This window comes from Streptomyces sp. NPDC037389 (assembly GCF_040636475.1).
Classification (GTDB): Bacteria; Actinomycetota; Actinomycetes; order Streptomycetales; family Streptomycetaceae; genus Streptomyces; species Streptomyces hesseae.
The window spans coordinates 40,810-53,048 of the sequence record NZ_JBEZUS010000013.1 but is presented as its reverse complement, the minus strand read 5'-3'; the positions used below and the strand labels follow the sequence as shown (position 1 = coordinate 53,048).

General features: G+C 70.1%; 14 protein-coding genes and 2 pseudogenes. 9 read left to right on the top strand and 7 right to left on the bottom strand.

Annotated features, from left to right (window positions below; translation table 11 throughout):
• Positions 1 to 127: 127 nt before the first annotated feature.
• The gene (locus tag AB0E98_RS26255; protein ID WP_361707009.1) at positions 128 to 793 is read right to left on the bottom strand and encodes a MerR family transcriptional regulator; all 666 of its coding nucleotides are present in this window, start codon (positions 791 to 793) and stop codon (positions 128 to 130) included.
• A 133-nt stretch (positions 794 to 926) separates the two neighbouring features.
• On the opposite strand from AB0E98_RS26255, the gene AB0E98_RS26250 reads away from it, so the two are divergent.
• The 6 genes from AB0E98_RS26250 to AB0E98_RS26225 all read left to right on the top strand — a co-directional run bounded on the left by AB0E98_RS26250 (position 927) and on the right by AB0E98_RS26225 (position 7,458).
• Positions 927 to 2,237, top strand: coding sequence for a YhgE/Pip family protein (locus tag AB0E98_RS26250; RefSeq protein WP_361707007.1), 1,311 nt, complete (start codon positions 927 to 929; stop codon positions 2,235 to 2,237).
• 323 nt (positions 2,238 to 2,560) lie between these two features.
• Positions 2,561 to 3,874, top strand: a complete 1,314-nt coding sequence (locus AB0E98_RS26245) for a phophatidylserine decarboxylase associated domain-containing protein (RefSeq protein ID WP_361707004.1) — start codon at positions 2,561 to 2,563, stop codon at positions 3,872 to 3,874.
• Between the two features lie 25 nt (positions 3,875 to 3,899).
• Positions 3,900 to 4,709 carry a hypothetical protein gene (locus AB0E98_RS26240; protein ID WP_361707002.1) on the top strand — a complete coding sequence of 270 codons (810 nt, stop codon included), beginning with the start codon at positions 3,900 to 3,902 and terminating at the stop codon, positions 4,707 to 4,709.
• The gene (locus AB0E98_RS26235) at positions 4,664 to 5,602 is read left to right on the top strand and encodes a DUF692 domain-containing protein (protein ID WP_361707000.1); all 939 of its coding nucleotides are present in this window, start codon (positions 4,664 to 4,666) and stop codon (positions 5,600 to 5,602) included. The genes AB0E98_RS26240 and AB0E98_RS26235 overlap by 46 nt, the downstream gene beginning before the upstream one ends.
• Positions 5,595 to 6,218: a DNA-binding domain-containing protein gene (locus AB0E98_RS26230; protein ID WP_361706998.1), complete on the top strand. Its 624-nt coding sequence runs from the start codon at positions 5,595 to 5,597 to the stop codon at positions 6,216 to 6,218. Before AB0E98_RS26235 ends, AB0E98_RS26230 begins: the two co-directional genes overlap by 8 nt.
• A gap of 28 nt (positions 6,219 to 6,246) precedes the next feature.
• The gene (locus AB0E98_RS26225) at positions 6,247 to 7,458 is read left to right on the top strand and encodes a ferritin-like protein (protein WP_361706996.1); all 1,212 of its coding nucleotides are present in this window, start codon (positions 6,247 to 6,249) and stop codon (positions 7,456 to 7,458) included.
• A gap of 12 nt (positions 7,459 to 7,470) precedes the next feature.
• Here the strand turns inward: AB0E98_RS26225 and AB0E98_RS26220 are convergent, their stop codons facing one another.
• Entirely contained in the window at positions 7,471 to 7,956 is a 486-nt protein-coding gene (locus AB0E98_RS26220) for a DUF5709 domain-containing protein (RefSeq protein ID WP_361706993.1), read from the bottom strand.
• Between the two features lie 112 nt (positions 7,957 to 8,068).
• A pseudogene (locus AB0E98_RS26215) lies at positions 8,069 to 8,265 on the bottom strand (helix-turn-helix domain-containing protein); the annotation flags it as partial.
• A gap of 17 nt (positions 8,266 to 8,282) precedes the next feature.
• Between AB0E98_RS26215 and AB0E98_RS26210 the strand changes: the two are divergent.
• Positions 8,283 to 8,499 (top strand): annotated as a pseudogene (locus tag AB0E98_RS26210) (saccharopine dehydrogenase); the annotation flags it as partial.
• Here AB0E98_RS26210 and AB0E98_RS26205 read toward each other — a convergent pair.
• Positions 8,493 to 8,924, bottom strand: a complete 432-nt coding sequence (locus AB0E98_RS26205; protein WP_361706991.1) for a nuclear transport factor 2 family protein — start codon at positions 8,922 to 8,924, stop codon at positions 8,493 to 8,495. The pseudogene AB0E98_RS26210 and the gene AB0E98_RS26205 sit on opposite strands and share 7 nt — an antisense overlap.
• Before the next feature lie 113 nt (positions 8,925 to 9,037).
• Here AB0E98_RS26205 and AB0E98_RS26200 point away from each other — a divergent pair, with 113 nt between their 5' ends.
• Entirely contained in the window at positions 9,038 to 9,607 is a 570-nt protein-coding gene (locus AB0E98_RS26200) for a PadR family transcriptional regulator (protein WP_361706989.1), read from the top strand.
• Between the two features lie 467 nt (positions 9,608 to 10,074).
• On the opposite strand, the gene AB0E98_RS26195 is transcribed toward AB0E98_RS26200, so the two are convergent.
• Positions 10,075 to 10,335 (bottom strand): hypothetical protein, encoded by a 261-nt coding sequence (locus AB0E98_RS26195; RefSeq protein ID WP_361706986.1) that lies wholly within the window; start codon positions 10,333 to 10,335, stop codon positions 10,075 to 10,077.
• A gap of 291 nt (positions 10,336 to 10,626) precedes the next feature.
• Here AB0E98_RS26195 and AB0E98_RS26190 point away from each other — a divergent pair, with 291 nt between their 5' ends.
• Positions 10,627 to 11,181 (top strand): N-acetyltransferase family protein, encoded by a 555-nt coding sequence (locus tag AB0E98_RS26190; RefSeq protein WP_361706983.1) that lies wholly within the window; start codon positions 10,627 to 10,629, stop codon positions 11,179 to 11,181.
• A gap of 22 nt (positions 11,182 to 11,203) precedes the next feature.
• Here AB0E98_RS26190 and AB0E98_RS26185 read toward each other — a convergent pair whose 3' ends face one another.
• Both AB0E98_RS26185 and cynS read right to left on the bottom strand, forming a co-directional pair.
• Positions 11,204 to 11,683, bottom strand: coding sequence for a nucleoside deaminase (locus AB0E98_RS26185; protein ID WP_361706980.1), 480 nt, complete (start codon positions 11,681 to 11,683; stop codon positions 11,204 to 11,206).
• Between the two features lie 40 nt (positions 11,684 to 11,723).
• Positions 11,724 to 12,194 (bottom strand): cyanase, encoded by a 471-nt coding sequence (cynS, locus tag AB0E98_RS26180; protein ID WP_361706978.1) that lies wholly within the window; start codon positions 12,192 to 12,194, stop codon positions 11,724 to 11,726.
• Between the last annotated feature and the right edge of the window lie 45 nt (positions 12,195 to 12,239).

Sequence of the window (12,239 nt, the reverse complement as noted above, 5' to 3'; positions counted from 1 at the left end):
CATTCCCGGGACGCGGAAAGGGCCGCACCCTCATGCCCCGGGTGCGGCCGCCGCGTTCTTCGCCGACCGACCGCTAGCCCTGACCGCCTCTCACTCTGGGCCGACGTCGTTGAACGTTCAAGAAAAGCTATTCGCCGAGCTCGCCGCGCTCCGCTACGCGGCGGCGGACCTGGTCCTCCTGCGCGAGCCGGCGCAGCAGCTCCAGCACCGGGGCGGAGAGGGCGAAGACGATGACCGCCCGTTCGGCCACGGCCTCCGGATCGTCACCGAAGGTGGCCGCCCGCTCGAGGTCCAGACGGGCGATGGAGTTGGCCAGCGCCGCGTAGGCGGCGAGCTCGCCCGGCCGGTAGTCCGCGTCGACCCGCCCGAGCGCCTTCAGCGCCTCGGTCAGCCCCTGTACATGCGGGGAGGTGTCGGGCGTCTGCCAGCCCATGGCCGCGATCAGGTCCGCCACCTCCGCTTCGGCGGCCGCCTGGTCCGCCGCCTCCTGACCGGAGTCGGCGACGAGCGACCCGGCGACGGGCACCGGCAGGGCGTAGCTGATCGCACCCATCTTCCCGTCGGTGGTGTGGGCCTCGCCGACGGCCGCCAGCACGTCCCGGGTGGCGGCGATGGACAGTCCTCCGAGCGTGGTCAGCGCCTTGATCAGCCGCAGTCGCTGGACGTGCTCCTCCCCGTACTCGGCCAGCCTCGCGGCCGTCGCCCGGCCGGCGGGCAGCAAGCCTTCGCGCCGGAAGTACTTGATGCTGGCGACCGGCACGCCGGCTCTGCGGCTGAGCTCCGAGATCTTCATGCGGCTTCCTCGCTGGTGGTGCGAACCGGGTATCCGCATTCAACGATTGGACACCCCTGTTAGATACTGCCACTATCTAGCGCCTGGATACCTTCGATATCTAGCTACTCTGCGTCATCACCCCGGAGCGATCATGTCTTCCCTCCCGTCCTCGTCCGTGCTCCGCAGCCCACGGCTGTGGATCGGCTCGGGCCTCATCCTCGCGGTGGTCTCCGCCTTGTTCGCCCTGCTGTACGTGGGCGGCAACGTCAACCCCAAGGGCAACCTGCGCGACCTTCCCGTCGCCCTCGTCAACAGCGACAAGGGACTCGACGCCAACGGCAAGCACCTGAACTTCGGCGAGCAGGTCGTCTCCGGTATCAAGAAGTCCACCGCGGGCAACGACAGCTTCGACTGGCAGGTCCTCAGCCGCCAGGAGGCCGACAAGAAGCTCGGCCAGGGCAAGCTCTACGGCGCGATCGTCGTTCCGCAGAACTTCACCGCCGCGGTGACCGGGCTGACCAGCCCGCAGCAGCAGGCCCAGCCGGTCCGTCCGGCCCTGTCGGTGCTCACCAACCAGTCGGCGGGCAGCTTCGGCTCCTCCATGGCCAGCCAGGCCACGCAGAAGGCCGCGCACGCCGCCTCCGCGCAGCTCGGCAAGCAGCTCCTCGACCGCGCCGCCGCCCAGAAGGCCCCGCTCGCCCCGGCCGCCAAGCTGATGCTCGCCGACCCCGTGTCCGTCCAGGTCGCCGACGGCCACCCGCTCGGCACGCACAGCGCCATGGGTCTGAGCGCCTTCTACTACGCGCTGGTCCTGGTCGTCTGCGGCATGCTCGGCGCCAACGCGATCACCAACCAGGTCGACACCGCGCTCGGCTACCTCCACTCCGACTTCGGCCCCTTCCGCCTGCGCAACCCCCTCCAGCACACCAGCCGCGTGCGCACGCTGGCCATCGGCTCGATCCTCATGCTCGCCTTCTCGGTGGTGATGGGCTCCATCGTCGAGGGCGCCACCGTCGGCATCCTCGGCATGGACGCCTCCCACCTCGGCCTGCTGTGGGTCTACTCCGTGGCCACGATCGCCGTCGTCGGCATCAGCGCCCTGACGCTCCTCGCCGCGTTCGGCGTACCCGGCATGCTGCTCTCGGCCATCGTCTTCGTCGCCATGGCCGTCCCCTCCTCCGGCGCGACCGTGCCGCTGGAGGCGCTGCCCGGGTTCTTCCGTTGGCTCTCCGAGTTCGAGCCGCTCCGGCAGATCACCGGCGGCATGCGCTCCATCCTCTACTACGGCGCCCAGGCCGACGCCGGTCTGACCCGCGCCTGGATCTCCATGGGCGCCGCCCTGGTCGTCGCCCTGCTCTTCGGCTTCGGTGTCACCCGGTTCTACGACCGCAAGGGCCTCCACCGTGTCCCCCGCCCCACCGAGCCGGCCGACGACGCCGTGCCGGCGACCGCGGCGGCCTGATGTAGCCGACGGCGAACAGTGAGGGCGGGGTCCGAACGGACCCCGCCCTCACTGTTTTCACGTCGACTGGAGGTTTTTTCAAGGTAGTTGAGAATAGGCCAAGCTGCGGCACCCGTGGCTGACTCCTTCTCCGCGCGTGTCCCCGCCCCCTCCGCGCTCTCCCGCGCCGCGGCCCCGCTCGACGCACGGCGACGCTCCTCCGGCACGACGGTTCACGCCACGACGGCGGTGTCCTGTTCCCTGCGCCATGCCCACAGCGCGGGGTTGAGCCGTACCGGCGGAACCGGGAACCTGGGCCGCCGCAGCCGAAGGAGGAGGCATCCATGCCCCGTGACACCGGTACGACCTTCACCGCACAGCAGCTCGAAACCCGCTATCAGAATTCGTTCGGCCGGGCCGCCGGCTATCTGCCGAAGAACCGGGCGGCGCTCGACGCGTGGCTGGAGGGCTTCAGCCGCGGCGTCCACGAGAAGCGCGCCCGGAACGCGATCGTACGGCGCCGTTCCGTCGACGACCTGGCCCGGCTGATCGAGCGGGACGGGATCGTCCGCATGTATGTGAGCCGGATGATCGAAAAGGCCGACGAGCTCCACCCCGACGCCAAGCACAAGGTGAACGACATCCCCGACCTGCTCGATCACCTGGACTGTATCGTCACGTCCACTCCCGAGTACCACCCTCAGGGCGACCCGGACCGCAACTTCTTCCCCATGTCGTCCCTGTTCGTCTACATGATGATGACGGACGCCGGGTACGCGGTCTTCCGCGACCAGGGGTTCAACAGGGCGCTGCTCGGCATCCTGCGCGAGTGGTGCGCGCACCTCGACAGCGACGACAGCCAGGAGGTGCTCAACCGCACGGACGGCTGGCTGTCGCCGGCCGCCTGGGCCGAACTCGGCCTCGACCAGTTCCGGATCGACCCGGACGACCCCCACGGCGGGTTCCCCTCCTACAACGCGTTCTTCCGCCGCGAGCTCAAGGACGGCGCCCGGCCCGTCGACGGCAAGGACGACCCGCGCATCGTGGTGGCGGCGAACGACGGCAAGGTGGTGCGGATCCGGCGGAACATCCAGCACCGCGACGAACAGTTCTGGGCCAAGGGGCAGCTCTACTCCCTCGCCGACATGCTCGACGGCAGCGATCTGACCGACTCGTTCATCGGCGGCGACGTCTTCCAGTCGTTCCTCTCCGGCGGCGACTACCACCGCTGGCACGCGCCCGTCACCGGCGTCGTCCGCAGCGCCCGTGTCGTCGAGGCCCTGATGTTCACGGAGCTGGAAGGGGTGGACGAGCCCAACGCCGGTACGCAGTCGCAGGTCTACGGCGCCTCGGTCAACACCCGGGGGCTGGTGTTCATCGAGGCCCCCGCGCCGATCGGCATGGTGTGCGTCATGCCCCTGGGCATGACCGAGATCTCCTCGGTCACGCTCACCGTGCGCCCCGGTGACCGGGTCACCAAGGGCGACCAGCTCGGCTACTTCAGCTACGGCGGCTCCAGCATGTGCCTGCTCTTCCAGAAGGGGGCCATCGGCGAGTTCCTCGTGCGGGACAACACCACCGGCGACATGGAGAAGGGCGATCCGATCAAGGTCAACGCCAAGATCGCCCGCACCACCGGCAGCATCGGCAAGGCCTGAGAGCGGACGGGAAAGGAGACGGCCAATGGAAACGAACGGCTGCGGCCAACCGACCACGGGCGAGGAACTCCACGTCTGCATGGGCCTCAACTCCTGCGCGGGCCAGGACGTCGACAAGAGCGCCACCATGGCCGGCACCGGCCGGTGCGCCACCGTGCAACACGTGTGCCACGGCGAGGGAGCCTGCCGCGGACAGGGCGGATGCGGTTACGCCGGGGACGACTTCGAGCAGTTCCACCCCGGCGAACAGGCCTGCCGCTACAACGGCAGCTGCGCCAGCCCCATCAACGAGAGCCGCGTCTTCTCCGGCGGCCCGATGAAGGGCAGGAGCGTCTGGCAGCAGGCGCGCCGCCTCTTCGAGGCACGCATGTACGCGGCGGGCAAGGCGTTCGGCCCCTCCCCCGGGCAGGGCATCCCGGACGACCGCATCCCCGACTACGACCACCTCACCACCCCGACGCCCGGGGCATCCGCCCAGGTCACCGTCCTGTTCCGCGCCTCCGCCGACAACCCTCGCCGGCACGAGGGCGTACGGTTCCCGGACCTGCAAGCCATCGCCCGCAACAGCGCCGGCCGACACCTCCCCGACGCGTCGATCACCTTCACCATCCCCGCCGAAGCCGCCACCCTGCTGTACTTCAAGCCGGACGGCGGGCAGCAGAGCGCCACGTGCACGGTCACCAGCGACGACCAGGGGACCGCCACGGCCGTCCCGCTCCACGCCGGGCACACGGCCACCGGCGACCAATGGGTGACCGTCACCGCCACGGACCCCGACGCGTCCGCCCAGTGCGAGTTCCATGTGACGGTCCTGTCGCCCGAGGGGCAGCGATAGAGCCGGGAGAGGCAGCCGGCACGGCGACGCGGACGGACGCCGCGGCCCGACGCCCGACCCCCCACCTGGGGTTCGGGCTCGGGCTGCGGGGGCCGCACATCCCCTACATCCGCGCGCACCGGCCGCCCGTCGACTTCTTCGAGATCATCTCCGAGAACTACCTCCGCCCCGGCACCGACCGCCGTCGCGTCCTGGACGAGATCGCCGAGCACTACCCGATCGTCCTGCACGGGGTGTCGCTGTCCATCGGCAGCACCGACCCGCTCGACCTCGGCTACCTGCGCCGGCTGAAGCGACTGGCGGACGCGGTGGACACCCCGTGGGTGTCGGACCACGTGTGCTGGACCGGGGTGCTCGGCGTGCACACCCACGACCTGCTGCCGCTGCCCTTCACCGAGGAATCACTGCGGCACGTCGTACGCCGCGCCCGCACCGTGCAGGAGGCGCTGGAACGCCCGCTCGTCCTGGAGAACCCCAGCAGCTACGTCGAGTTCCGCGCCTCCACCCTCACCGAGTGGGAGTTCCTCAGCCGGCTGGCCGAGGAAGCGGACTGCGGGCTGCTCCTCGACGTCAACAACGTCCACGTCTCCGCCGTCAACCACGGCTACGACCCCGAGGTGTACCTCAAGGCCCTCCCGCACGACCGGGTGACGCAGATGCACCTGGCCGGGCACACGGACTACGGCACCCACCTGGTCGACACCCACGACGCCGAGGTGCCCGACCCGGTCTGGGACCTCTACCGGCTCGCCGTGGCGCTCACCGGGGGCGCCGCCACGGTCATCGAACGGGACGACAGCCTGCCACCCTTCCCCGTCCTCCAGGCCGAACTCGACAAGGCCAGGGCCCTGGCGACGGAACGCGCCACCCCGGAGGGCGGCCGTCGTGGCTGACGTACCGCGATCGCTCGACGCGATCCAGCAGTGGATGCAAACCGCCCTGCTGGCACCCGGCGGGGCGGCGCACGTGGAGGAGGTGATCACCGCGTCGGGCCGTATGTCGGCCGAGGAGCGCTTCCGCGTCTACTACCGGGGCTACCGGCTCCGGCTGCTGGGGTGCATGCGCGGCCAGTACCCCGCGATGGTGCACCTCCTGGGGCGCGAGCTCTTCGACGGGTTCGCCATGGAGTACCTGGACGCGCATCCGTCCCGCTCCCCCACCCTGGACGATCTCGGCGCCGGCTTTCCCGGTCACCTGGCCCGCACCCGGCCGGACGCCATCGCGGGTGACACACCGCCCGGGTCCTGGGTCGACCTTCTGATCGACCTGGCCCGGTTCGAACGGGACTTCGCGGCCACCTTCGACGCACCCGACACCGACGCCGGCACTGGTTCCCGCGCACGGTTCTTCGAGGCCCGGTTTCCCGTCCACCGCTACGCGGCCGCCGTCCGGCGCGGCGAGGAGCCGGAGCCGCCCGAGGCCGAACCGGTCCGCCTCTCGCTCACCCGCCGCGACGGCACCGTCGTCGTCCACGACCTGACCGCGCACCGGTCCCCGCAGGCCGACTGACAGCGCTCCGTCCGAATCGGAGGAACACATGCCCCACCTGACCACCCGCTCGGCCGTCCGGACGGGCGACGGCATCACCACCCTCGACGAACTGGCCCAGCACCTGGCCGACGCGGCGCGCATCGAGCTGTCCACCATTCCGCCCTACCTCTACGCCGCCTACTCCATCAAGACCTCCGGCTACTCGCAGTGGGCCCAGGGCGCGTCGGCGCAGCGCACCCTCATCGGCATCGCCATCGAGGAGATGCTGCACATGGCCCTGGTGCGCAACGTGATGGTCGCGACCAAGTGCGAGACGGTCGGCGGGAAGGAGTTCCGCTTCTACGACAAGGACACCATCCCCGTCTACCCCGGTGACATGCTCCACCGCGTTCCGCCGCTGACGCTGCACACGCAGCGCATCTCGACGGCCGCCGTCGAGGGGTTCATGGAGGTCGAACTCCCCGAGAGCAGGCAGCAGCAGGCCCGAAAGCCCTCCGACGAGTACCACACGCTCGGCGAGCTGTACGAAGCGATCGGCAAGGGCATCGTCGCGCTGAGCGGTCAGATCGAGTGGGGGCTGGAGAACACCCGTTGGCAGCAGCAGTACCGGCGCGGGTACTGGAACCAGTGGGGCGGGCCGCCCAAGCCCCTCCCGGTCGTGGACCAGGGCAGCGCTCTGGACGCCCTCTACATCATCGTCGAGCAGGGCGAGGGCGCCCCGGACGAGCAAGAGGACTCCCACTATCAGAAGTTCACCCGCGTCCGCGATCACGTGGACGGCATCGGTGTCGTGTACGACGACTCCGGAAAGCAGAAGTACACCATCGACAGCGGGGAAGAAGCCGTCTGGCCGGTGGTGACGGACCCGAAGGCGACGGACTTCACCGGGCCGGTGCGGACGCTGGCGCAGCTCTCCGACGCCGCCTACTGCTACGTGCTGGCACTGCTCGACAAGCTCTACCGGACCCCGGCGGACGACGAGCCGGGACCGGAGTCCGTGCGCTACGGCCTCGAACGCGGGTTCGTCGCCGCCATGCAGGGCGTCCTCTCCCCCGTGGCCGGCCTGCTGGTCTCTACGCCCGTCGGTGACGGGAAGAACGCGGGCCCCACGTTCGGGTACTACGACCTGGGCTCGAAGCCCAAGGAGACCCTGCTGGACCTGTGCGCCCAGCCGGAGCTGATGAAGGCCTTCCCGCAGCTGGGTGGCGGTGACGGGGTGCTGCACCAGATCTCGCTGCTGCCCGGCTTCACGATCTAGCGCGCCGGCGGCTCATGCCCCGATGTCCTCGCCGAACTCGATCACGGGCTCGTCGGGCACGATGTGCATCGCCGCCTCCTCCGCGGAGGCCGCGCCGCCGTCGATGCCCACGTCCCGGGCGAAGACGTCGTTGCGCCGGGGCGGCATGGCGTCGATGGTGGCGGTGAGCCGCCCGGCCCGCGCGTCACCGACCTCGTCGTCGATCGGCTCGCCGTCGCCGCCGGGCTGATCGCCGATGCCGTCCCCGTCGGGCATCGCGATGTCGGGGACCTCCTCGGCGAGCCGCTGGTCGAGACTCTCGCGCTCCCGCTGCTCCCGGGCCGTGGTGCCGTGGTGGCCCACGCCGAGGGGCTTCTCGGGGGGCGAGTAGCCCTCGTCGAGCACCTCGTCGAGGAGGTCACCGTCGAGGGCGTTCTGAAGGTCCAGGTCACCGGGGTTGTCCCGGCGGTCCGAACGGGCCGGCTGGTAGACCTCGTCACCCATCACGTCGTCGGACATGCTCCCCTACCCTTCCTCCTCCCGCGCGCTCCCGGGACTACGGCACACCTCCAGTCTCCCCTGTCGGGCCGCCCCGCGCTCCTCGGAGGGCGACAGAAAGTAAGTACCACTTTCAACCAGACAGTTCGTTTCGCACCCGGTCGTGCGGTCGTTTGCCGCGGAATGCGCGGCGACAGGCGTCCGGGGGGCGCCGACCGTCCGGTTGAAGTGCCGGCGCAGTGAGGCGGCCGTGCCCATGCCGGTGGCCTCGGCGATGGCCTCGACGCTGTCGTCGGTGGTCTCCGGGAGCTCCTGGGCGCGGTGGATACGGTGCGCGCGCAGCGTCCGAGACGGTCGTACGGTCCGGCGGCACCGGACGCCGCGCCCCGGCCCGGGGCCGGGACATCTACGCCGTCAGCGCGCCCCTGGCGGTGGAAGGCGGTCCACCGTGTCCTCGACGGGCGGGCGAGGACGGCCGGGGCGGCTTCCCCGGGGGAACTGTCCGACGCGCGGGACTTCCTGGTGTCGCTCGCCCCGCGGGTCTCGGTCGAGTTCACTCACTGACCGGTGGGCGCCGGGACCACGCCGTCGGCCACCAGCCCCGCCAGGACCGCCTCGCCCATGGTGTGGACGGCCGAGCGCGGACGGACCATGACCGTGAACTCCCCGATCCTGCCGTCGTCGTCGAAGTGCAGCAGGTCGATGCCGTGGATCTGTTTGCCCTCCACGGTGGCCCGGAAGAGCAGGACCGCGGAGGGGCGGGTCGTCCCGTCGGCGCTCGTCTCCGCCTCACCGGCGTAATGGCCGACGTAGCGGAAGTCCTCGAAGGTGCGCAGGAGGACCTTGAACAGGGCGAGCACCGTCGGCTTGCCCTCGAACGGGCGGAACTTCACGGGGCTGTAGAAGCGGATGTCGTCCGTGAACAGGTCGTCCAGCGCGGCGAGGTCACGATTGTCGACGGCGACGCGGAAGCGGTCTGCGGTGGTCACTGCTCCTCCTCGATACCGGGTGCGATACCCATGTTGATGAGTAATCAGGTTCATGAGTAGTAGCATGCGGGGACGCCGGTGGAAAGAGGCGGACGGAACAAGGAGGCGATCCGGTGGCGTTGCGGCACGCGGTCCTGGCGGCCCTGCTCGACGAGGAGCTCAGCGGGTACCAGCTGACGAAGGTGTTCGACCTCGGTGTGGCGAACTTCTGGCACGCCCAGCCCCAGCAGCTGTACGCCGAGCTGGCGCGGCTGGAGAAGGAGGGGCTGATCACGGGGCGCGAGGTGGTCCAGGACACCCGGCCCACCAAGCGCCTGTTCCGGGTCACGGACGCCGGCGCCGCCGAGCTGGAGCGCTTCACGGCCACCGCCACCAAGCCGTCCTTCATCCGTGACGACCTTCTCGTCAAGGTCCAGGCCGCCGATCACGTCGACAGCCGGGCCCTGATCGAGCGGCTCGCCGAGCGCGCCGCGTTCGCCCGGGCCAGGATCGACCTGTTCGGAGAGCTGCTGCGCGCGATGCGGGGCGATCGCGACGAGGAGGAGTTCCTGCGTCACGGCGAGCGCGTCGGCCCCTATCTGACGTGTCTGCGCGGTCTCGCCTTCGAGCAGGGCAACCGCGACTGGTGCGAACGCGCTGCCGCCGCCCTCCGGGAGCGGGCCGCCGCGCGTACCGGGCCCTGACAGCCATGACGGCCGCACCGGATCCCGGTGCGGCCGTCTCGCCGTGGTTCGCGCCTCAGTAGGCGCGGGCGATCTGCGATCGCGCGAAGACCGTCGGACCGTCGCTGCCCGCCGGGCGATGCCCCCATGGAATTCGTCGATCGCCAGCGGGTTTCTCGGCAGACAGCCACCGGCCCGGCCGAAGGTCTTCTGATAGCGCGTGTGTGGAGTTCTTGCGGGGTGATGACAGCGGTCATGGCCGCACTCGCTTGTGCTCCTGGGTCTCCGGATCGGCGGGACACAACCTCCAGGGCCGGGAATCGTCTGCGAATCGGTAATCAAGCCATCTCGGACATGGCCGTTTACCTTCGAACATCGGGGCAATGACCGGTGAGGTTCCGGCCGGCGTGAAATATGGCGGAAATACGTGGCACCGAATGCCGGGGGAGGGGCCCACCGCGTCGCGGTGGGCCCCTCCCCCGCCCGCGTCAGCCGCCGAGGGCCCCGGGGGCGGGCAGGATCCGGGTGATCGCGGTGGGATCGCCCATCAGTCCGGTGACCGTGTGCGTGAGCCCGGCGAGCACGCGGTCCCCGGGCTGGACCTCACGGTTCTTCCCCGCGCCGTCGGTGGACGTCGAGGACCCGTCGGCCGCGCCGGCGCTTGTGGTCATGCCGCCGCACAGCAGGCCGGCCGTGAGCGCGGTGAGGGCCAGCGCGCGGATGCGGCTCGCGCGCTTGGAGCTGAACATAGGAACCTCCGTGACATCGCCGGTGATTTCTTGGCTAGCGAGAGTTCCACGGCCTGTGCGGCCGTGTGCGGGCTTTCCCGGAAACCACCCTCAGCGGCGAACGGACGGACACCCATGCGCGTGGACCGACGAGTGTCTCGACCTGCCCGAGGCCATGGGAAGACCGACACCGCGGACCAGTCACACCCCACTCCGCCGAGCCGGTCTTCGCCGAACTCGACCGTCGCGGCGCCGCCCTCTTTCCTGTAACACACCTCGAGTACAGTCCCTCCCTCCAGAACGGAGCGACATATGGACCAGAGCACCGCGGTGACGGCCGGAACGCGGATCCGGCCGGGGACCGAAAGTCATCTGAAGCAGCTCACCGACATCTACAACCACTATGTGACCAGCACCCCCGTCACTTTCGACATCGAGCCCGTCACCGTCGAGGAGCGGCGGCAGTGGCTGGCCGACCACCCCGCCACCGGGCGTCACAGGCTGCTGGTCGCCGAGGAATCCGGCACCGTGCTGGGGTATGCCACCAGCGGCCCGTTCCGTGCCAAGCAGGCCTACGAGACGTCGGTCGAGACGAGTGTCTACCTCGCTCCGGAACACACCGGACGCGGCCTCGGCGGCATGCTGTACCACGCGCTCTTCGAGGCCCTGGCCGCGGAGGACGTCCACCGCGCCTACGCGGGCATCACCCAGCCCAACGAGGCGTCGATGCGGCTCCACGAGCGCTTCGGCTTCCGCCCGGCGGGCGTCCTCCACGAAGTGGGGCGCAAGTTCGGCACGTACTGGGACGTCGCCTGGGTCGAGAAGCCCCTCCGTCAGGGGCCCATCGGGGCCCCTGACGTCGCATAGGCGCTCTATCGGCCAGGCGGCTCTACCGGCGGCTCTGGCCGTCGTTGCGCTCGTGCCAGGAGCGGTAGACCTCCACCGCGTCCTCGCGGGGCTCGTACCGCAGGGGCAGCCGGCGCTCGTCCCAGCTCTTGGCGAACTCGTCGTAGAAGGTGCTCAGCTCGAAGTACTTGCGGTCGTCGACGTAGTACGGCTCGTAGGCGTCGCGGGTCGTCAGGAAGACGACCTCGTCCGGCGAGCAGTAGTACAGCGAGCCCAGGCACATCGGGCAGGGGTGGGCCAGCACATAGATGGTGGTGCCGGTCAGGTGCTCGGTGCCGAGCTTCGTACAGGCCTCGCGGACGGCGAGGATCTCGGCGTGCGCGGTGGGGTCGTTGGTCTGCGCCACCTTGTTGGCGCTCTCGGCGAGGATCTCACCGTCCTTGACGATGACGGTCGCGAAGGGGCGGCCGCCCTCGGCGACGTTCCGGCGGGCGAGGTCGATGGTGCGTTGTGCGAAGTCCATGGGGCTCCTTGGGGAGGACGTCACTGGGGAAGAGGCCGGGTCAGAAGGGCTTGGTCGGCAGGTACTTGCCGTCCAGGGTGATGACGGCGCGCTCGCCGCCCTCGGGGTCGGCGACCTTCTTCACGTCCAGCTTGAAGTTGATCGCGGAGATGATGCCGTCACCGAACTGCTCGTGGACCAGGGCCTTGAGGGTGGTGCCGTAGACCTGGAGCATCTCGTGGAAGCGGTAGATCGTCGGGTCGGTGGGGATGCCGCCGGGGATCGAGCCGCGCGTGGGGACGGTCTGGAGCAGCATCACCGCGTCCTCGTCGAGGCCCAGCAGCTCGGCCACGGCCTTCGCGGACCGCTCCGGCAGGGCGTGCTGGCCGAGCACGGCGGCGGTGACGAAGGCGACCGACAGGCCGGCGGCGTCGGCGATCCGCTGCCAGGTGAGGTTCTTGCGGGTCTTGGCCTCGACAGCGGCGTTGGCCAGGGCCTGACGGGCGGTGGGGTCGAACTGGGCGTGCACCATGAGAGGGCTCCTTTTCGGGGTGTGCCGGTCCGTACGCACGGGGCG